The organism is Weissella kandleri (assembly GCF_001438705.1).
GTDB classification, from domain to species: domain Bacteria; phylum Bacillota; class Bacilli; order Lactobacillales; family Lactobacillaceae; genus Weissella; species Weissella kandleri.
The window spans coordinates 44,844-65,913 of sequence record NZ_JQBP01000003.1 but is presented as its reverse complement, the minus strand read 5'-3'; the positions used below and the strand labels follow the sequence as shown (position 1 = coordinate 65,913).

Genomic DNA, 21,070 nt, shown 5'->3' with positions numbered 1-21,070 from the left:
CTAATGAGATCGGTGCTTTTTATTTTAATTTTTGGAGGTTCTGATGAAAAAACGATATTTACTTGGGGCCTTATTGGGGATGATGGGGTTATTACTGGGGGCCGGCACCTGCATTTCACAGCCAGTTGCTGTGGATGAGGTTAAGACGATTGATTCGGAAACGCTGACAATCGGTCTGGAAGGAACCTACGCGCCTTTTTCTTACCGTGATCATGGTAAATTAACAGGTTATGAGGTGGAAGTGGCCAAAGCCGTGGCTAAAGAAATGCATCTTAAGCCTAAATTTGTCGTGACTAAGTGGGATTCATTGTTAACCGGACTTGATTCACGACGGTATGATGTCATTTTTAATAATGTGGGGATTACCAAAGAACGTCAGCATCGTTATATTTTTGCCGAACCATATCTGTATTCTAAGACGGTGCTGATTCAAAAAAAGAGCGATAAAATGAAGCATCTGAAGGATATTAAAGGACGGAAGATGGCACAATCAACTAGTTCTAATTTTGGTCAATTAGCGAAACAAAATGGCGCTAAAATTGTTGCTATTCCGGGCATGGTTGAGGCAATGAACTTAATTAAATCTGGGCGGGCTGATGGCGAATTAAATGATGCTGGAGCATTTGAACGTTGGCATCAAAGTAATCCGAAAGCCAAAATTAAGGCTGTTAATTTAGATAAAGATGTGCCACCGATTCCGGCAGCGCCAATGTTGAATAAAAAGGATACGCCTTTGCAGCACGAGATGAACCGCGCAATTCAAAAACTAGCAAAAGACGGAACTTTAAAGAAATTATCGAATAAATACTTTCATATGGATTTAACGAAAGTATAATACTGAAGAAAATTGGGAAACACATTTATGTCTAATTTTATTGATTTAGCAGTTGAATATTTACCAGAATTATTTCAAGCAGCTCTAATGTATACAATTCCTTTAGCGTCAATTTCGTTTATATTAGGTCTGATAGTGGCAACTTTAGTGGCCATCGTGCGGATTATGCACCAACCGGAGCAGCTTTTATTAAAGTGGGTATTTCGGGTCTTAAAAGGGCTAGCATGCTTTTATGTCTGGATTTTCCGCTCGACACCGATGTTAGTTCAGTTGTTTATTGTCTTTTACGGTTTGCCCAATGGTAATATTGATATTTTTGCGAATGCATGGGTTAGTGCGATTACAGTTTTTGCTTTAAATACTGGAGCATACGCATCAGAAACCATTCGAGCGTCGATTTTATCAGTGGATCGCGGGCAAACAGAAGCGGCCTTATCAACTGGTTTGACGATGCGGCAGACGTATCAAGAAATTATCCTGCCACAAGCGGCCCGGATTGCAGTACCACCGCTTAGCAATTCCCTAATTTCACTGGTAAAAGATACTTCCTTGGCGAGTGTGATTACGATTGTGGAGACCTTTTATTTAAGTCAGCAAATTGCGGCGCAAAATTATCAGACGTTAGATATGTATTTATTAGTGGCTTTGGTTTATGCAGTCATCACAACTGCCTTAACATTTTTACAACGCTGGTTGGAACGTTACACATCGCGTTATATGTGCAATAATTAAGATGAATTTAGAAATGAGGAACTGAAAAGATGCAAAAATTTAATTTAGGTGTGATTGGGTCTGGTCCGGCTGGATTAGCTGCTGCCTTTGAAGCTCAGAAATTGGGACAAAAAGTTGTAATCATTGAAAAATATCAATGGGGGGGAACTTGCCCCAATTATGGGTGTGATCCTAAAAAAATTCTTTTAAGTGCGGTTGAAGGACTAGAGCGTCAAAAAGCATTAAAGGGGCGTGGACTAGAAGGTGATTTGAAAATTAATTGGCCAGAATTAATGGCCTTTAAACAAACTTATGTTGATGCGGTTAAGCCACGTAAAATTAAAGGCTTAGATGCGGCGGGTATTACTCATTTAGCGGGTACGGCCCACTTTATTGATGGTCAGACGGTTCAAGTTGGCGATGAGACGCTGACGGCTGATTATTGGATTATCGCCACGGGGCAGCGACCTAAAATGGCAACTTTCCCCGGAGCAGAGTTGACCATTGATAGTGAAGCATTTTTGAATTTAAAAACGATGCCGCAAGATATTACCTTTATTGGCGCTGGCTATATCGGGGTTGAATTTGCTAATATCAGTCGAATGGCGGGGAGCCATGTACATGTTGTGGCACGTCACAAGCAAATTCTTAAAGATTTCGATCCAGTTTTAACAACAGCCTTAAAGGAACAAATGGTTCATGATGGGATTGAATTGACCTCTGAGGTAGAGGTGGCTAGTATTCAAAATGTTGGCCAGCAATATCAAGTAACTTTAACAAATGGACAACAATGGTTAACCGATCAAGTTGTGCTAACGATTGGGCGGCAAGGGAATACTGATCAATTAGATGCTGTAACTGGTCAAATTGAATTGCATCAAAGTCATGTGGTGGTTAATCAATATCTGCAAACGACCAATCCGCACGTTTATGCGATTGGGGATGTCGCAGATAATGCGGTCCCTAAATTAGTGCCCGTTGGTAATTTTGAAGGTCGTTATGTCGCTCGGCATTTGTTTGGAACAGAATCAGGTCCAATTAATTACCAGACCTTACCAGAAGTAGTCTTTGGTAGCCCACGGATTGCCCAAACTGGTATGAAGATGGCTGATGCTCAAGCGAAAGGGCTAACAGTGCATGAATTTAAGTGGGATAAGGTCATTACTTTTTACCGTTATCAGGATCACCCAATTATTCGAGTGGCATTGGATCAAAACGGAGTTATCCGAGGGGCAAGTGTTTATGCTAAAGAAGCTGAAGAATTAATTAACTATTTTGTGACAGCCATTAATGAAGAACGTACGCTAAGTGAGACGCAAGCTAATTTGTATGCCTATCCATCTTTGGGGAGTGAATTTGCTGGTTTTTATGAATAGTATTTATGGTATAATTTACTTTTATAGTAACAGAAGAAGCCAGCCTTCTTAATTTATAGTATAGGAAGAAACAATAAAAATGAAAATTAAAGGTTTAACTCCGATGCTAATCATTATTTTAGTGATTATGTTTTTTACGGGAAAAATTTATATCTTAGCACCATATTTGGCTAACTTCATGCAAATTGTGGAGCATATGTTTAATGACTCAAATGCGATTGGTTGGTCGATTTTAATTTTGACATTTATTGTTCGGATAGTTTTACTACCAATGCAATTACATCAATCACGCAATATGACGATTCAACAAGAAAAAATGCGGTTATTGCAGCCCCAGTTAAATCGGGTGCAAGAGGCACAAAAAGCCGCTAAGACTCCCGAAGAACAAATGCGGGCCAGCCAAGCGATGATGCATATTTATCGGGAAAATAATGTGTCGTTATTGGGGGGAATGAATTTCACCACGCTCATTATCCAATGGCCGATTTTCTCTGGACTGTATGCCGCGATTAATCCGCACATTATCCATGGATGGAGCCATATGGACTGGGCGGTTACGCAGGCGACTTCTATTAAGGATGCTAATTTCTTTGGAATTCAATTAGCTCAATCTAGTTTATGGTTAGCCATTGCGACTGGTTTAATCTATTTGGCCCAATCATATCTTTCAATGTTGGGAATTCCTGAAGAACAAAAGAAGCAAATGAAGTCAATGATGTTCATGATGCCCATCATGATGTTTATGATGACGTATTTCACCAATGCTGGAATTGGTTTGTATTTCTTTGGTGGTGCCGTGATTATGGTGATGCAAACTTTGTTGATTAATTTGTGGCGGCCACGATTACGGCAACATGTGAAGAATACGTTCACGGTTAAGGATGTGGTTGAAGACGCTCTTGCTGGAAAGATTCAAGCGCCCCAAGTAGATAAGAACAGCAGCTTTATGGAACGGATGGCAGCAGCTCAAGAGGCGGCAACTAAGCAACAGGATCAACAAGCTGATAAAAGTGCGTCTCAAGAGACGCCAGCCCAACAATCAGAAATCAATCTTGAAAAAAAGTTGACGAATCGTGAACGTAATGAGCAGCGCCGTCAACAGAATCAAAATGATTAATGAAACCCGAAGACGTCGGTTTTAATAATTTAAAAAAACACTTTAACTTAAAAGTTGAAGTGTTTTTTATGTGAAAAACTAATTGTTTTTCTTGAATATAGAATAATATATGGGTAGGGGACGGTTATACCCTTAATATTGTATCTCTAAAGAATATACTTAAAACAGTTTAATGAATGGTATAACCAAAATTACATTAAATAACTACCGTATGGGTTAAGTTGTAATCATGCTAGTTATTTAATAAAGTATTTGAACATTTTATTCACCACTAATTTCGATAAATGTACTAGTTGGCATAGATTGTTTTAAATCAATTAAGTCATCAGAATTTGATAAAACTACCGTTAATTCAGTGCTAATTTGATTATGTTCAAGTTTAATTACATCGATGACAGGACTGAATTCATTTGAGCGAATTTGGTTGAGATATTCATTAACTTGATCATCTTCAATGGAACTAGTCATTCTGATATGATAGATAGTATGCAAATTAAAATCTTTAAATTTATATAGGATTAATTGCATGATAATGATAATAATCGTACCACCAATAGCTAATGAATACATATCAGCCCCAACGGCCATTCCAATACCAGAGGTGACCCAGACGCCAGCTGCCGTCGTTAAACCGGAAACGCTCAGGAACTTGTCACCTTTGACGATGATGAGACCGGCGCCTAAAAATCCAATTCCACTGACCACTTGGGCCGCGATTCGGGAAGGGTCTAATGCGATATTATTGATATTTAATATGTTCATAAATCCATATTTGGAAATAATCATGACAAGAGCCCCGCCTAAAGAAACTAGCGCGTGGGTTCTAACTCCAGCTGATTTAAAACGAGTTTGGCGTTCCAAACCGATAAAGATTCCTAAAATAACAGCTAATAATAATTTAATAATAAAATCAATTTCCATAAAATACTCCTGTTTAAAATAAAAATAAATATATATAAGTATAGCAGGATTCTTTGTTAACGCGTTATTTTAAAACCAAAAATATTTCACATGAATTAGCAGATTATGTGGAAGTGAAGAAAAAGCATTTCATTTGACGCCAGTTAGTAATGTGGTTGATGGTGTTCAATCGTCATTACTAAAGACCGCAGCTGAAAAGGTGACATTTCGCTAGAAGTTTCAGTGTGGTGTTGCCTCGTTGGCTGGATTGATTGTATGGAAGCGCAAAAAGTAAATAATGAATTATCTAATAGTTATCCTGATAGTAAGGTTGCTTTGCCCGAACATGTCGGGGACTGGTTGTTTGGTAGCAGTGCATTTAACTATTTTAGATGTAAATAAATTGCTTAAATATTGTTTTGTAAGTAAGGATTAGTCAAAATGCTAATCCTTTTTTTCTACTCAGAATTGTCTTTAGATGGTAATCTTGATCAATTGAATAACTGATTGTGGTTTCTGACATGATTTATGTAAGAATAGATTGAATTAATGAATTAGAACAGTGTATGATATTGATAGTTATTAAGAATTTAGGGGGAGGATCGGGTGATGGAGTTTTACAAACCGGTAATTATTAGTGATCATGAATTAAATGCGCAAATTAAGACTGATGGTAAACAAATTATGTTTATGAGTGCTGAATGGTGTGGGGATTGTAAAGCAATTAAGCCTTTTATTCAGGTCTTGAAAAAGTACGCTGAGGACGCAGGGATTAATTGGTTTGATGCTGACCGCGATACGAATATGGCGGTTGCTGAGGAACAAGATATCTGGGGCATCCCCGTCTTTGTAGCCTTTGTTGACGGCGTACAAGTTGATCATCTTGGTGATGGACAACGGCTTGCACCAAAAGAAGTGACTGACTTTATTGATAAACTCATTAATTGGTAATTATTTATGCGAGGATTAAAAAATTATTTAAATCAAGTTGTCTATGAATTGATGCAAGCCGTTATTCCCTTGATTCCCCTGGCCTATCTAACCCATGTTTTGGGGATAAATAGCTTTGGGTTATCCGCCTGGGCGATTGGGAGTATGGATTTGTTGTGCCTTTTGTTTTTAGGTTCTAGTAGTCTTTTTGGCCAAAATCTTTTAAGAAATAATCCAGATGAAACCGAAGCCACTGTCTTCTGGAATGTGGTCGTTATTCGGGTACTAGCTACTTTAGTGGCTGCCATCTTTTTTGGTGGATTTGTGTGGTGGCAAGGCCAAACTAATGGTTTGTATCAAGTTCATCATGACTTGTTGCAGGCGAGCTTATTATTGCTAGTGGGGAGTGCACTTGATTTTTCATGGTATTTTATTGGCACGAAACGGCCTTTGCGTCCTTTACTACAAGCTATGTCAACAAAAGTATTGTTTTTAATGCTGGTCTTAATCTTAGTTAAAACGCCAAATAACTTCAATAATTATGTTTTATTAATTGGTTGGACGCGCATTGTTGGAAATCTTTTCTTGCTTTTCCAATTACCGCCAACTTTGAACAAGCAGATTCATTGGCACATTGGAACTTATTTGGGACAGTGGTTAAAAAATTTAACGCATGTTCTAGGGTTTGAATTATTCGCGTTAAGCGGGCTAGTCATTGCAGCCATCAAATCCCCTACTGAAATTGCGGGAATGGGGTATTACGAAGCAGCCTTACAATTAACGCAAGTAGGAATTGTTTTAGTGATTACGATTGGTGTTAGTACTTTACCGCGTTTTTATCAAATTTACCAACAAAATAATTATCAAAAATTGATTGAACACATCGATAATGCGGTAGAATCTGTGACAGCGGTCGGAGTACCATTAATGTTTGGGACGGCAGCAACCGCGGTGCAATTTAATACTTGGTTCTTAGGACAAGGCTTTAGTGCGGTCGGGCTCTTTATGACCGCTTTAGCCCCATTAATTTTATTGTTGGGTTGGAATACCATTTTGGGCGGCCAATTTTTATACTTAGCCGGACAAGCACGAGTTATTAATTTTACTCTCTGGTTGGGGCTGTTCATAAACGTTACGATAGCATGGCTGTTAGTACCGCGATACGGTCTATTTGGGAGTATTTATGCTCTATTGATCACAGAATTAATGATTTTTGCCATTCAGCTGTATTATGCGCGCGAAGTGATTGCGTTTGGCCGAGTTATTGCCCTTATGTCTAAATATTTGGTGACTGGGAGTCTAATGTACTTAACAATTTTAGTTACCACATATAACTGGCCACCATATCCATCGACAACGGTTTTCCAGATCGGATTAGGCACAATTTTATATGTCATTGGGATTATCCTTTTACGAAGTACGTTGGTGAAAAAATTTGAGCGGATTTGTAAAAGTTATTTGAAGGTCATTCGGCGTCGATATCGGACAGAATAAATATGATGAAAAATAGGAAAAAATAATGATAGAAGTTAAAGACGTGACGAAACGCTTTGCCGATAAAGTAGCGGTTGATGCCTTGAGTTTTACGGTTAAACCAGGAGAAATTATGGGCTTAATCGGGCAAAACGGGGCGGGAAAAACCACTACTTTTCGCATGTTGTTAGATTTTATTGAACCAAATCAAGGAAATATCACGTGGAACGGGCAAGTTTTGAATAACAACCTGCGCCAAAAAATTGGCTTTTTGCCTGAAGAAAGAGGATTATATCAAAAATTAAGTATTGAAGAACAGGTCTTGTATTTTGCGGAATTGCACGGGATGAACCGTCGAGATGCTCGGCATGATTTAGCACTATGGATGGATAAATTTAATGTAGTTGGACGACCAACAGATAAAGTGCAGAAATTATCTAAAGGAAACGCGCAAAAAGTCCAATTAATTGCGACTTTAATATCTCATCCGGAATTTTTGATTTTAGACGAGCCTTTTACGGGGATGGACCCAGTGAATGCAGATATTATTTTGAATGAAATTCATGAATTGAAGCGTTCCGGGGTGACAATTATTTTTAGTTCACATAATATGTCAGGGGTCGAAACCCTGTCAGACCATGTGACGATGCTCCGTCATGGTCAAACCGTCCTGCAGGGTGAAACAAATCAGATCCGGGAACAATACGGACGCACTGAAATTTATCTGGAAGCGCCGCAAACGGATGCAGAATTGTTGGCGATTCCAGGAGTTCGCAAGGTTGAACCTGAGTTAATGGGGCGTCGTGTTTTCTTGACTGACCCCGATGTCGGCCGACAAGTCTTTGCCTTGGTCAGTGCTAATGGATATGTGCAAGCTTTTAGTCAACAAGCACCTTCGTTAGATCAAATTTTCAAACAAGAAGTGGCGAAAGGGGAGAATTAAATGTTTTTGAAACAACTTTTATTAGTCGCTAAACAAACTTTTAAGGTTCGCGTCAAAACGATTGGCTATTGGTCTTTAGTCTTATCGCCCATCTTAATTGCCGGAGTGATCTTCGCATTTGGATTGTTATTTAACACCTTGTCCAGTCACCCGACGCCCGTAATTGGTGTCCAGGTTGATGCAGGATTGGAAAAAAGCTTAATGCATAGTAAGACGATTAAAGCGAAATATCAGCCGGTCGAGAGTGAAGAACAAGGCTTAAAATTACTCCATCAAAAAAAAATTGACAGTTTATTAACGCAAAATGGTACGACATATTTAGTGCAAAACACACCCAAGGGGCATCCAGTTGATGCAGATCAACTGCAAACTTTTTTAAAACAATATACGATTGAACAAAAGGCTCAGCAAATGCACTTATCATCGACTGAGTTACAAGCCTTAATGGCGCCACCGACGATTAAGACTCGTTTAGTGAGCGTAAAAGGTGAAAGTGCCGGTGATAAGACAGCGAAACAGGCTCAATATATGTTGACGGTTGGTTTAGGAATCTTCATTTTCATCTTCCTATCAACTTATGTGGGGATGATTGCGACGGAAATCGCGAATGAAAAGTCATCTAGAATTATGGAAATTTTATTAGCTGCCACTAGTCCATCCGTGCAGTTCTTTGGTAAATTATTGGGAATTATTGGGCTAGCACTACTTCACTTAGGACTTTACGCTGCAATCTTGTTACTTTCATGGCAATTAATCCCAGCGAATAACCGTTACGTAATGATGTTTAAAGACATTTTAAAAGGGGTCGACCTTAATTTTGTCGGGACGACCTTATTAATGGTCTTCTTAGGAATTGTCCTGTATTTAATTTTGACAGCGATTATTGCGGCGATGATTAATGATCAAAGCCAAGTGCAACAAGCGGTTTCACCCGTGACCTATTTAGCAATGGGAGGTTATATTTTGACTTTTATGGTTTCAAGTACTAGTGAAAACATAGTGATCAAAGTGCTATCTTATATCCCATTCTTGTCACAAACTTTAATGCCCGCCCGTGTTGGCTTGCAGCTCACGCAACCGTATGATATTTGGCTAGCGATTGGGTTCCAAATTGTGACGATTTATTTCCTGAGTCGTTATGGACTGCGCGTCTATCGCGATAATGTCTTACGTTATAGTGAAGGTAATTTAACCTGGGAGAGCCTAAAAAGTTTAGGTAAAATCTTCCATTATCAAAAAAATATTCAAGCTTAACATTTAGGCCTTCCTCATTTAAGGAGGGCTTTTTTTATGGATTAAAAAAGCGTGCAGAACGCACGTAAAAAAATTAGTTTTAAGACAGCGAATGAGTCTAGCCCATAGCTATTTTGCAAAAGGTTCGTTTTCAGGGACCGGAACAACATGCTATAATAGATTAACTGAAATGTAACAAGTTAGAGCTAATTGATGGACTAAAATCGACGTCTTGATAGATCTAAGCAAAGGAATGGAAGGAAGTATGCATGGCTAAACCAACTTTATTATTAATCGATGGGAATTCTCTGGCGTTTCGCTCTTTTTACGCGCTGATTAATCAGGTCGACCGATTTGTGAGTCATGAAGGTCTTCATACCAACGCTTTAGTCGGCTTTAATAATCTTTTGGATGGAATTGTGGATCCGTTTAAGCCTGACAAAGCGTTAGTGGCTTGGGACGCAGGTAAGACGACTTTTCGGACGAATTCTTTTGGTGATTACAAGGGAAATCGGGATAAAACGCCGCAAGAATTGGTCGAGCAATTTGAACCCATGAAAAAAATGGTGGAGCTCCATGGTATCAAAAATTATCAGTTGGTAGATTATGAGGCTGATGATATTATCGGAACCATTGCCGCAGCTGGGGATGCAGCTGGCTATGCAGTAACGATTGTGACCGGAGACCGTGATATGCGGCAATTAGTGACGGATAATATTACGGTTTGGTTGACCAAGAAGGGAATTACCGAAATCGATAAGTATATGCCCGCCCAAGTGGCCGAAGTTTACGGTGGGTTGACGCCCGCCCAAGTCGTTGAAGTAAAGGGGTTGCAAGGTGATCCATCCGATAATTATCCTGGGGTGCCCGGTATTGGCGAGAAAACGGCGATTAAGTTAATCCAAGAATATCATTCCATCCCCACATTATATGAACATGTGGATGAAATGAAAGCTTCAAAGCGTAAGGAAAATTTGATTACATACCGCGATGATGCTTTTTTGTCGCGTGAATTAGCTCGGATTCGGACCGATGCACCATTAGAGATTAATTTGGATGACTTGGATTATCAAGGCATCCATTATCAAGCCTTAATTCCTTTTTATCAACAATTAGACTTTAAACAACAATTGGTTAAACTAGCCAATATGGGTTATGTGGCCGCAGACGCAAAACCAGTCACGCAGCAACCGCTCAAATGGGTCACGCTGGATTTCGAGAACGAAGCTGAGTTGAATCGTATTGAAGATGTTTTAGATGTTTATGTTGAACTCGATGGTGAGAACTATCATCGAGCCAATATTGTGGGCTTTGTGGTTGGAAATGCGCAAGTGGGCTATTTTGCCAGTCGCAACGTAGATTATTTAACACAAGATTCTCCCGTGCGCAAACTTTTGCAAAATTCAGTGCTTAAAAAGCGTGTTTTTAACGCCAAAGCCTTAACGGTCGCCTTGGCTCGTTATGGGGTGCAACTAACGGGTGTGACGTTCGATCTCTTATTGGTTTCATACTTGTTAAATGTTAACGATAATAGCAATGATTTAGGGCAAGTTGCCCATGAACATCAGTATTTTGATGTGGCAACGGACGAAGAAGTGTATGGTAAAGGGGCTAAGTTCCAAATTCCAGCTGATGATCAAGTATTTTTTGAACACCTTGGAAGAAAAGCACAAACGATTGGTCAATTAGAACCAGCTTTGATGCAACAATTAACTGACCAACAGCAAGCCAGATTATACACTGAGATTGAATTACCATTAACCTTTGTTTTAGCTGATATGGAAATGCAAGGGATTACGGTCAATGCGGATCACTTATTAGCAATGCAGTCTAAGTTTAGCGAACGACTTAGTGAATTACAGCAAAAGATTTATCAGCAAGCGGGTCATGAATTTAATATTCAGTCGACCAAGCAATTGGGAACGGTCTTATTTGAAGAAATGGGGCTAAAATCATTGAAAAAGACGAAGACAGGTTATTCAACATCTGTCGAAGTATTGGAACAAATGACCGATGTACCAATTGTGGAGTCAATTTTGCAATATCGGCAACTATCAAAAATTCAGTCGACCTATGTTGATGGATTATTACGGGTGATTCATGGGAGTGATTCAAAGGTCCACACCCGTTATTTACAAACTTTGACCCAAACCGGACGGCTCTCATCAGTGGATCCGAACTTACAAAATATTCCGGTGCGTGTAGAAGAAGGACGCCAAATTCGCAGCGCCTTTGTCCCTAGTCATGAAGGTTGGTCAATTTTTAGTGCCGACTATTCCCAAATTGAATTGCGGGTCTTAGCGCATGTGACCGGGGATATGGAAATGCAAAAAGCCTTCTTAGCCGATGAAGACATTCATGCTTCAACGGCGCGCCGAATCTTTGGCATTCCTTTAGCCGACCCAATTAGCCCCAATTTGCGGCGTCAAGCTAAGGCGGTTAATTTTGGCATTGTGTATGGGATATCTGATTTTGGCTTAGCCAAAAATATTGGGACGGACCGTAAAACGGCTAAACAAATTATTGAAACCTATTTAACGGAATATTCAGGCGTTAAAGCTTGGACGCAAAAGATTATTGAAACCGCACGTGAGCAAGGTTATGTTGAAACCATCGCTCATAGACGGCGATATTTGAAAGATATTAAGGCGAAAAACTTTAACTTACGGAGTTTTGCTGAACGGACAGCTATGAATACCCCAATCCAAGGGTCGGCGGCTGATATCATTAAAATTGCGATGATTAAAATGCAGACAGCTTTAAAAACGCATGGATTGAACTCAAAAATGTTATTGCAGGTGCATGACGAATTGATTTTTGAAGTGCCAGCGGAAGAATTAGCAACGATGCATCAGCTTGTCCCTGAAATTATGGATTCAGCGGTGCAATTAGATGTGCCATTAAAGGTGGAGACCCACGAGGGGAAGACGTGGTATGATGCAAAATAAAAATCAACCAGCCGTGGTCTTAACAATTGCGGGTGCGGATAGTTTATCTGGTGGCGGACTGCAAGCAGATTTGGCCACTTTTAATGAATTAAAATTATATGGATTAGCCACAGTGACGAGTATTGCTGCAGTCCAGCCTGATAATTTAAAAATCACACCGCTACCGGCTACATTAGTGCAAGATCAATTACAATCGCAACAAGCAGCGTTTCAGCTACGGGGGGTGAAGATTGGCCTTTTGCCTACAGTTGAACAAGTTGAATTAGTGGCGACCTGGATCAAACAATTGCCGGAAAAAATTCCAGTGGTGGTCGATCCGGTCTTAGTCTTTAAAGAGGCACAAACTGATGCCGCAGTGGGACTAAGGGATGCTTATTTACGTGAACTCTTTCCTTTAGCGACCATTATTACCCCGAATTTAACCGAGGCGATGCAATTAACGGGACAAGCATTGGTTAATGAACAGACTGTCGCCCGAGCGGGACAAGCACTACTGCAGACTGGAACGCAGAGTGTTGTCATTAAAGGTGGACACCGCTTGGCTGGTCCAATGGCCAAAGATTATTTATTAACGCAGGATGGGAATCAATGGCTTACGAGCCCTAAGTTGACTTCAAATAATAATAATGGGGCGGGATGTACTTTTTCAGCTGCTATTTTAAGTTATTTAGTGCAAGGAAATTCGTTGGAAACAGCTGTCGCGCAAGCTAAAACTTTCGTGCAACATGCAATTGAAGCAGGGCTTACAATTAATGAACAGCAAGGTAATGTATGGCAAGGAGCAAATCGTGAATATTCATCTTAAACCAACTTATCGGCTGACAATTGTAGGGCTGTTAGTCGCTTTAAATATTTTGTTAAATATATTTTTGCGTTTGCCCACGCCGACCGGTTTTATTAGTTTAGTGGAAGTCGGAATCTTTTTAGCAGGGTGGCTCTTTGGCCCACGCATTGGTGGTGCTGTTGGAGGAATTACTGGTTTATTAGTAGACTTATTCGCTGGTTACCCGCAATGGATGCTAGGTTCATTAATTATTCATGGACTGGAAGGTTATTTAATTGGCGTCTGTTGGCAAACTGTCGGTGCTAAACAGCGCTCAACTTGGTTTGGTTTGGTGTTGAGCGCAATTATAGGTGGAAGTGTCATGTTGGCGGGATACTGGCTGTTTGGAATTGGGTTACAATTATTAAATCATGCCACGTTAGCGACCGCATTGACGATTTCCACGGCTGAATTGGCGACTAATGTGCTCCAAGTTTTGGCTGGTTTTAGCATTGCCATAATTTTGCGGCCCGTTTTAATACGGTATTTAAAGCGACTTAATTAAATGAATCCGATCGAGAAAGAGAAAGAAGGTTAGATAAAATGACCGCCAAGGGATCAATTAAAAGTAATGACTTTGCTCGCGGGGCTGCGCAGCAGGGTCAGGTTAAACCAAACCCGCAAGCTAAAATGGCTGCCAAAAAAGCGTTATTAGAAAAAGCGCGGGCACAACATTCCGCAAAATAAGGGGATGTATCTTTGAAAATTAAAATTGTGGGGGATGAGAGAAATGACGAGTTATTCAGAACAAATGTTGGACGATTTAGATCGTGGTCAATTAGATGCAGCTAAAAAATCATTTGCGTCCGCTCTACGTCATGATGATGATGAAACCCTGCATTCATTAGCAGAAGAACTTTTTGCTTTAGGTTTCACCAAAAATGCAAAACGGACGTTACTAAAGCTTTTGGAGCGTTATCCGGAAGAAGATTTATTTCGAACGGAGTTAGCTGAAATTGCCATCGCCGATGACGATACTGAAGCGGCTTTAAATTATTTATCCGTGATTGAACCAACTTCGGAGGCTTATTTAGAAGCACTGTTAGTTCAAGCCGATTTATATCAATCGGAAGGTTTAAATGAAGTAGCGGAAAGTAAGTTGAAGGTGGCAGAAGCAATAGCCCCCGATGAGCCGGTAATTCAGTTTGCGCTGGCCGAATTGTGGTTTAGTGCTGGCCGGTATGGTGAAGCAATTCCAGAGTACCGGAGCTTGATTGCCGCTGGAACTACGAGCTGGTCAGGGGTCAACTTGGTTTCAAGAATTGGGGTAGCTTATGCGATGTTGGGTGATAATCGTAAAGCACTGGGCTATTTGGAACAAATTCCAGTTACGGAGTTAACGGCTGATGTTAAGTTTCAATTGGCAATGTTATATACGATGGATGATGAACAAAAGGAACAAGCAATTAAACTTTTTGAAGAATTATTGGATGAGGATCAATCATATGCTGGGGCGTACGTACCTTTGGCGCAATTATATGAACAAAAAGCTGATCCGAAACGGGCTTTGGTCACCTATGAGGCTGGCTTAGCAGTTGATCAATTTAATGAAAAAGCATATTTGAATGGAGCACGAGTGGCACAACAGCTCGGGGAAGTAGATCAAGCTAATCGTTTGTATCAAAAAGCTTTAAAGAATTTACCTGACCACCCTGACATTATTAATGCATATGCCAGCTTCTTAGTGAATGATCATCAGATGATTGAAGCGGTGAATTTGTTCAATAAAGCCTTAGAAGATGATGAATACGAGTTAGATGCTGTTGGCTATTGGAATTTGGCACAAGCTTATACTGAATTAGAAGATTATGCGATGGCTGACCAATATTGGCAAGCAGCCTTACCACTATTGCAAACGACTCCGGACTTCTTAAAGCAGGCCTATGCTTATTATCGTGAGGCGGGTAATCGGCCGATGATGCAAAAAAACTTGGCTGCTTATTTACAAGCTGAACCAGATGATACGGAAATGGCTTATGAATACGAATTATTAAAAGATGATTTGGAAGATTGAGGTCAATGGGGATGGTAAAAGAAAAGACAATTAATTGGATTAAGCTTCATCCGGAGGTTGATGCAAAAATTCCCAGTTTGAAGCTGATCGAACAGTGGGTCGCGGACAACGCCGATTTACAAATTTTAAAGCGATATACCATTACCAAAGTGGCAATTCCAAAAGCCCATCAAAAAAAAGCTCAAGCTGCTTATTTGGTGCAATGGCGTAAAGCCCTGCAACAGTTTAAGGGACGCTGGCAATGGCGTGAAGTTGAGTCATATCTGTTAATTGAAGACGATGTAAAAATTGCTACTACAGTGACAAAAAGCGCTGCTCAACCTACAGAGGCTAAGGTGCAAAAGCCGGCGATTGCTAATTCGACTGCTAAGGTAGAGACGAAGAAACCTCAACAGCTAGTCGAATCTCAACAAACGGCGAGTGATGCTAGCGTTAAAGCTGAACCTAAAGCAATGTCGGCGCAAAAAGCGCGCCCGGCTAAAAACAAAACGCCTAAACCGGACACGCGATTAGAACCTAAAAAAGCTACTGAGCATGTTAAAGTTCATCATAGTAAAAAAATTGAGTCCCAAAATAATGCAGTAAAGAAGCGGCATACTTCGGGGAATAATATGCACCATAATACTGATACCAATGCAAACGATAATGGTAAGCATAAAGCCGGTGCCAATTTAGTGAAGGTGCAACCTGTGCTATTATACGGTTTGGAAACTAAGCAACAAAGCCTTTATTCACGGCGTCCTTTAAGTAAAAATTAAATATTAAGTGAAAACGATTACATTTAGGCGTATTTTTCGTTATAATATTGATATTATGAACTGGAGGAAAATTGAAATGACTGAACGCACATTAGCAATTGTGAAGCCCGATGGTGTTAACCAAAAAAAGGTCGGTGAAATTATTCGACGGATTGAACGGAAAGGTTATGACATTATCGCTATTAAAATGCTACAGGCGGATGAGAAATTATTACGTCAACATTATGCAGAATTAGTAGGACGGCCCTTTTTCCCTGGTCTATTAAAGTATATGATGGAAAATGAAGTAGTCGCGATGGTAGTTGAAGGAGACAATGTTGTGAAGGGATGGCGGACTTTGATGGGAACGACAAATCCGACTGAAGCGACCCCTGGAACCATTCGCGGTGACTTTGGCCGTGACTGGCCTGGGGATGAAGTCCGCAATGTGGTCCACGGATCTGATACGCCAGAGAATGCCGAACGGGAAATTAAATTATGGTTCCCAGAGTTAAAGCGTTAGACTTGAATTTAAATTATGGGTGCAATTTGGTTAAAATCTAACTGAGTTGTGCTTTTTTTATCCGAAAAAAAGCGGATTATGGGTATGTTAAGCCAAGTTGGGAAAAGAGAACCGAGCATGGGTGCAAGGTGAATTTATGCTAAAATAGATACTATTAAATTACAATTCCTCACTTAGGGGATGCTATTGAGGAGATGACAATATGGACGCAATTAAATTATCACCACGCTTACAAGCCGTTGCTGAATTTGTACCGGCACGGGCACGCCTTGTAGATATTGGGTCTGACCATGCCTATTTACCAGCCCACCTTTTGTTAAATCAGCACATTGAATACGCGGTTGCCGGCGAAGTGGCGGTCGGACCACTCCAGAATGCACAACAAATGCAAGCGCAATTTCACTTTGGGTCGCAGTTAGTGACCCGTTTGGGAGATGGTTTTGCGGTGGTGCAACCGGAAGACCAAATTGATACAGCGGTCATTGCCGGCATGGGCGGACAATTGATTAATAAGATTTTAACGGCGGGCATTTCGAAACGGGATGCTTATACACATTTGATTTTACAACCTAATACGGACGTTCACATGGTGCGCGACTGGTTGCAAAATCACCATTATCAGTTGGTGGATGAAACTATTTTGTTTGATGACGGTCACTATTATGAAATTTTGGTGGCTCAACCGGGTGAAGTTCAATATTCACCAGCAGAATTAATGTTTGGACCATTCAATTTAAAGCGACGGACAGCACCTTGGCAACAATATTGGCAGCGAGAGTCTAAACGTTTGAAAAAATTATTAGCGCAGATGCAAAAAGCTGGCCAAGTTGAAAATTCTGCGTATCAAGCGTATGAAAGCCAGTTGAATTTGATTGAGGAGGTCTTAAATTAATATGATGCAAGCTCAAACATTGATTGATGCAATTGAAGCTTTAGCGCCAGTCAATTTGGCGTGGGAGCGTGATGTTGTGGGGTTACAACTGGGGCGTGCTGATCAATCCATTGACCGGGTGATGACAACTTTAGATGTTCGGCCTGAGGTGGTGCAAGAAGCGATTGATAAGGACGTTGATTTTATTTTTTCCCATCATCCACTAATGTTTCATCCAGCGCGGACTTTGGACTTGAGTCGCCCGCAAAATCAAATGTATGCCGATTTGTTGAGGCACAACATTGTCGTGTATAGTGCGCATACGAATTTAGATGCTGCAGTGGGGGGGATGAATGATTGGTTGGCTGAGGCTTTGCAGATTCAAAATCCGCGGCCATTAATTCCTAATGCGGATGGCAAATCTGGTTTAGGTCGGATTGGGCAATTAGAACAGCCCAAAACCGTACGCACTTATGCGCAAGCTTTAAAAGATTTGTTTAACGTTGCAGCGGTGCGCGTGATTGGACCCGATTTAGAGCGTTCAATTCAAACTGTCGCAGTCATTGGCGGTGATGGTGGCGATCATTATCGCCAAGCCCAACAAGCGGGGGCAGATGTATTAGTGACGGCTGATTTGTACTACCATATTGGACATGATGTGATTGCTGATGACTTTACGGTGATTGATCCTGATCACCATATGGAAGCGATTGTTAAAGCAAAAATGGTGGAACAAATTCAGATTTGGCAACACGCGTATGGCTGGGAATTAAATGCGGTTTTTCTCTCAGCCATGAATACAGATCCATATCAATATCTTGTATAAAAAATAAATTAAGGAGGCTTTATCATGACAATTAGCCAAGAACTAGTTGAACGCTTTTTGCGCTATGTAAAAGTTAATACACGTTCAAATCCCAACAGTACAACCATTCCTTCTGATCCAAAAGAGGTCGCTTTTTTAAATCAATTAAAAGAAGAGTTGGTGGCAATTGGTTTGCAACATGTTACGACCCAAGCTGACGGATATGTCTTTGCGGAACTACCCAGTAATCTGAATTACTCCGTTCCAACTATTGGCTTAATTTCCCACGTGGATACAGCTGATTTTAACGCGGAATCAGTCCATCCCCAGATTATTGAAAATTATAATGGCGACGTCATTCAGTTAAATGATGAGCTTACGCTCGACCCTAAGCAATTTCCAAGTTTGTTAAAATATCAGGGACAAACATTGATTACGACGGATGGGACAACATTGTTAGGTGCTGATGATAAAGCGGGAGTCGCTGAAATTATGAGTGCTGCTGAGTATTTAATTCAACATCCAGATATTAAACACGGTCGGGTTATGTTGGCTTTTGGTCCAGATGAAGAGATTGGGACTGGCGCTGACCACTTTAATGTGCAGAACTTTGGGGCAGACTTTGCTTATACGGTGGATGGTGGTCCGTTGGGTGAACTTGAATGGGAAACCTTCTCGGCAGCAGCAGCGAAGGTACAAATTCAAGGCTTAAATGTGCATCCAGGGTCAGCGAAAAATCTCATGGTCAATGCTTTACAGGTCGCAATCGATTATCATAACCAGTTACCTGAGCATGACCGGCCAGAAAACACAGCCGGACGAGAAGGCTTTTGGCATTTAACTAATTTAACAGGAACGCCCGAGCATGCCACCCTGGAGTATATTGTCCGTGACCATGACCGGACGCGGTTTAATCAGCGTAAACAGTATCTAAAAGAACTTGCGCAAAAGATGAATCAAAGTTTTCAAACGGAACGAATTCAAGTTGAATTAAATGACGAATACTATAATATGGGTGAAGTCTTAAAGGATAATATGTATCCAGTGAAATTAGCACAGCAGGCTTTAGAGGCATTAGCGATTGAACCGATTATTGAACCCATTCGTGGTGGTACGGATGGCTCAAAGATTACCTTTTTAGGTTTGCCAACACCAAATTTGTTTGCTGGGGGCGAAAATATGCATGGTCGTTATGAATATGTGTCCGTGGAAACAATGGAAAAAGCCTACCAGAGTATTTTAAAGATTATTGAAATTAATGTAAAAGAAGGTGGCAATTAAGTATGCAACAATGGTGGCAAAACAAATATATTTGGGCTTGTGGTCTATTAGGGAGTATTTTGATGCTATTGACACCTTTCATTGGGGTGTTGAATTGGCCGGTCTATGTGCCACTAAAACAAATGAGTGTTATTTTAACAGCACGCGATCAACCATTTCGGACCTTGTTTGTCGGGTATAATTTAGTGGCAAGTTTGTTAATCGTCGTCTTTTTATGGGCATGGGTGCAATTTGGTAGCTATAAACGGCTTACGCGTCAACGACAGGCGGTTTTAAACTTTTTAGGTGGGTTTATCGTTTTGCAAATCCTACGTTGGGGGTTTCCATTAGTGGGGATGGCACAATTGAGTTCGGTCACTGACCGGTTAAATTGGTATATTTTGCTATTATTAGTGGTTGATGTGGGCCTTGCTGGGTTAGTTTTGCGTGTCGGACAAAGTTATGATGCTGAGTTGCAACCTTCTTTGACCAATATGTGGTGTCTATCAAGCGGCCTGATGTTGATTTTCATTGGTACCTTGTTAATTATTCAATTATTGGGGTGGCCATTTGCCGGTGCATTTGATGAATTAATTAACTTCATGCTCCTATGGCCTATCATGTATACGAGCTGGGATTTTGTCCAAAAGACGTGGCAATAAGCGCCTTAGTTCAACCTTTTACCTGTAAAGTAAATTTACTTTACATATTTTCCAAAAAGGCTTGCAATTTGGGGGAAAGGCGTGTAATATTACTATTTGTAATTTACTAGCTATTGTGCACGACGCAAGCTTGGGGCCTGGTCTATGCAACTAGGCCTGTCGTTTACACTAGTGGGGATGGCAATCACCCAAATACATTTCAAGGAGTATGTTAATGCGCATTAACATTTTGTTAGAAGCCGCCGAAACCGGTGAGCGTATCTACCTAACTTCAAAGAATCGTCGTAACACACCTGACCGCTTGGAATTGAAAAAGTATTCTCCAAAGTTGCGTAAAGTTACCACATTCAAGGAGGTTAAGTAATCATGGCTAAGAAGTCAAAGATCGCTAAGGCTAAGAAGATTGAAGCAACCGTTGCAAAGTATGCTGACAAGCGTGCTGCATTGAAGGAAGCTGGAGACTATGTTGGTCTTTCAAAGTTACCTCGTAATGCATCACCTGTTCGTATGCACAACCGGGATCAACTTGACGGACGTCCACACGCTTACATGCGTGAGTTCGGAATGTCACGTTTGAACTTCCGCGAACTTGCCCACAAGGGATTGATTCCTGGTGTTAAGAAAGCTTCTTGGTAAGCTTAGCAAGTTTATATTAAACCATGGGTATATGATACTCATGGTTTTTTTGTGTCGAAAAAGGTATTGAATGCTCAAATGCAACCTAGACCAATTTTCAAAATAAACTTAATATAGATAATGTTTTTCACATTTCGTTTGGCTTTGTGAAAAAATATAACAGTTGATACAAACACTTTGGTTCTTTTTGTCAGATCTTAAAAATAATTTGTTTTTTCACAACCAACGCGCTATAATAAGTCCTATTATATGTATACCAATTCATATAGTCGG

General features: G+C 40.5%; 22 protein-coding genes. 21 read left to right on the top strand and 1 reads right to left on the bottom strand.

Translation table 11 applies throughout. The annotated features are described in order from the left end of the window. Positions 1-43 precede the first annotated feature (43 nt). The 4 genes from IV73_RS03495 to yidC all read left to right on the top strand — a co-directional run bounded on the left by IV73_RS03495 (position 44) and on the right by yidC (position 4,039). Positions 44-835 carry a transporter substrate-binding domain-containing protein gene (locus IV73_RS03495; RefSeq protein WP_057754980.1) on the top strand — a complete coding sequence of 264 codons (792 nt, stop codon included), beginning with the start codon at positions 44-46 and terminating at the stop codon, positions 833-835. 27 nt (positions 836-862) lie between these two features. Continuing rightward, positions 863-1,567 carry an amino acid ABC transporter permease gene (locus IV73_RS03490; RefSeq protein ID WP_057754977.1) on the top strand — a complete coding sequence of 235 codons (705 nt, stop codon included), beginning with the start codon at positions 863-865 and terminating at the stop codon, positions 1,565-1,567. A gap of 29 nt (positions 1,568-1,596) precedes the next feature. Then, positions 1,597-2,922: a dihydrolipoyl dehydrogenase family protein gene (locus IV73_RS03485; RefSeq protein WP_057754974.1), complete on the top strand. Its 1,326-nt coding sequence runs from the start codon at positions 1,597-1,599 to the stop codon at positions 2,920-2,922. 79 nt (positions 2,923-3,001) lie between these two features. Beyond that, positions 3,002-4,039: a membrane protein insertase YidC gene (gene yidC / locus IV73_RS03480; RefSeq protein ID WP_057754970.1), complete on the top strand. Its 1,038-nt coding sequence runs from the start codon at positions 3,002-3,004 to the stop codon at positions 4,037-4,039. 261 nt (positions 4,040-4,300) lie between these two features. Here yidC and IV73_RS03475 read toward each other — a convergent pair whose 3' ends face one another. After that, the gene (locus IV73_RS03475; protein WP_057754967.1) at positions 4,301-4,960 is read right to left on the bottom strand and encodes an MgtC/SapB family protein; all 660 of its coding nucleotides are present in this window, start codon (positions 4,958-4,960) and stop codon (positions 4,301-4,303) included. Positions 4,961-5,548: 588 nt separating this feature from the next. On the opposite strand from IV73_RS03475, the gene IV73_RS03470 reads away from it, so the two are divergent. The 17 genes from IV73_RS03470 (at position 5,549) to rpsN (ending at position 20,797) form a co-directional block, all read left to right on the top strand. Further along, complete coding sequence (locus IV73_RS03470; protein ID WP_057754963.1) at positions 5,549-5,890, top strand: thioredoxin family protein; 342 nt, start codon at positions 5,549-5,551, stop codon at positions 5,888-5,890. A 6-nt stretch (positions 5,891-5,896) separates the two neighbouring features. Then, complete coding sequence (locus IV73_RS03465) at positions 5,897-7,363, top strand: lipopolysaccharide biosynthesis protein (protein ID WP_057754960.1); 1,467 nt, start codon at positions 5,897-5,899, stop codon at positions 7,361-7,363. Positions 7,364-7,388: 25 nt separating this feature from the next. Further along, entirely contained in the window at positions 7,389-8,285 is an 897-nt protein-coding gene (locus IV73_RS03460) for an ABC transporter ATP-binding protein (RefSeq protein ID WP_057754957.1), read from the top strand. Beyond that, positions 8,286-9,539, top strand: coding sequence for an ABC transporter permease (locus IV73_RS03455; RefSeq protein WP_057754954.1), 1,254 nt, complete (start codon positions 8,286-8,288; stop codon positions 9,537-9,539). Positions 9,540-9,787: 248 nt separating this feature from the next. Then, the gene (polA, locus tag IV73_RS03450) at positions 9,788-12,466 is read left to right on the top strand and encodes a DNA polymerase I (protein ID WP_057754951.1); all 2,679 of its coding nucleotides are present in this window, start codon (positions 9,788-9,790) and stop codon (positions 12,464-12,466) included. After that, on the top strand, positions 12,453-13,271 hold the full coding sequence (locus IV73_RS03445) for a bifunctional hydroxymethylpyrimidine kinase/phosphomethylpyrimidine kinase (protein WP_057754950.1): 819 nt from the start codon (positions 12,453-12,455) through the stop codon (positions 13,269-13,271). The genes polA and IV73_RS03445 overlap by 14 nt, the downstream gene beginning before the upstream one ends. Then, entirely contained in the window at positions 13,255-13,794 is a 540-nt protein-coding gene (locus tag IV73_RS03440) for an ECF transporter S component (protein ID WP_236697728.1), read from the top strand. The genes IV73_RS03445 and IV73_RS03440 overlap by 17 nt, the downstream gene beginning before the upstream one ends. Positions 13,795-13,832: 38 nt before the next feature. After that, positions 13,833-13,976, top strand: coding sequence for a hypothetical protein (locus IV73_RS06710; RefSeq protein WP_169790292.1), 144 nt, complete (start codon positions 13,833-13,835; stop codon positions 13,974-13,976). 43 nt (positions 13,977-14,019) lie between these two features. Further along, positions 14,020-15,303 (top strand): tetratricopeptide repeat protein, encoded by a 1,284-nt coding sequence (locus IV73_RS03435; RefSeq protein WP_057754943.1) that lies wholly within the window; start codon positions 14,020-14,022, stop codon positions 15,301-15,303. A gap of 5 nt (positions 15,304-15,308) precedes the next feature. After that, positions 15,309-16,061 carry a hypothetical protein gene (locus IV73_RS03430; RefSeq protein ID WP_057754940.1) on the top strand — a complete coding sequence of 251 codons (753 nt, stop codon included), beginning with the start codon at positions 15,309-15,311 and terminating at the stop codon, positions 16,059-16,061. Between the two features lie 76 nt (positions 16,062-16,137). Then, positions 16,138-16,563 carry a nucleoside-diphosphate kinase gene (ndk, locus tag IV73_RS03425; protein ID WP_057754937.1) on the top strand — a complete coding sequence of 142 codons (426 nt, stop codon included), beginning with the start codon at positions 16,138-16,140 and terminating at the stop codon, positions 16,561-16,563. A gap of 202 nt (positions 16,564-16,765) precedes the next feature. Next, on the top strand, positions 16,766-17,455 hold the full coding sequence (locus tag IV73_RS03420) for a tRNA (adenine(22)-N(1))-methyltransferase (protein WP_057754934.1): 690 nt from the start codon (positions 16,766-16,768) through the stop codon (positions 17,453-17,455). A gap of 4 nt (positions 17,456-17,459) precedes the next feature. Continuing rightward, positions 17,460-18,260 carry a Nif3-like dinuclear metal center hexameric protein gene (locus IV73_RS03415; protein ID WP_057755495.1) on the top strand — a complete coding sequence of 267 codons (801 nt, stop codon included), beginning with the start codon at positions 17,460-17,462 and terminating at the stop codon, positions 18,258-18,260. 24 nt (positions 18,261-18,284) lie between these two features. Further along, positions 18,285-19,520 carry a peptidase T gene (gene pepT, locus IV73_RS03410; protein ID WP_057754931.1) on the top strand — a complete coding sequence of 412 codons (1,236 nt, stop codon included), beginning with the start codon at positions 18,285-18,287 and terminating at the stop codon, positions 19,518-19,520. A gap of 2 nt (positions 19,521-19,522) precedes the next feature. After that, positions 19,523-20,161 (top strand): hypothetical protein, encoded by a 639-nt coding sequence (locus tag IV73_RS03405; RefSeq protein ID WP_057754929.1) that lies wholly within the window; start codon positions 19,523-19,525, stop codon positions 20,159-20,161. Positions 20,162-20,375: 214 nt separating this feature from the next. Beyond that, the gene (rpmG, locus tag IV73_RS03400) at positions 20,376-20,525 is read left to right on the top strand and encodes a 50S ribosomal protein L33 (RefSeq protein ID WP_006845447.1); all 150 of its coding nucleotides are present in this window, start codon (positions 20,376-20,378) and stop codon (positions 20,523-20,525) included. A gap of 2 nt (positions 20,526-20,527) precedes the next feature. Further along, positions 20,528-20,797: a 30S ribosomal protein S14 gene (gene rpsN, locus IV73_RS03395; protein ID WP_057754926.1), complete on the top strand. Its 270-nt coding sequence runs from the start codon at positions 20,528-20,530 to the stop codon at positions 20,795-20,797. The last annotated feature ends 273 nt before the right edge of the window (positions 20,798-21,070 follow it).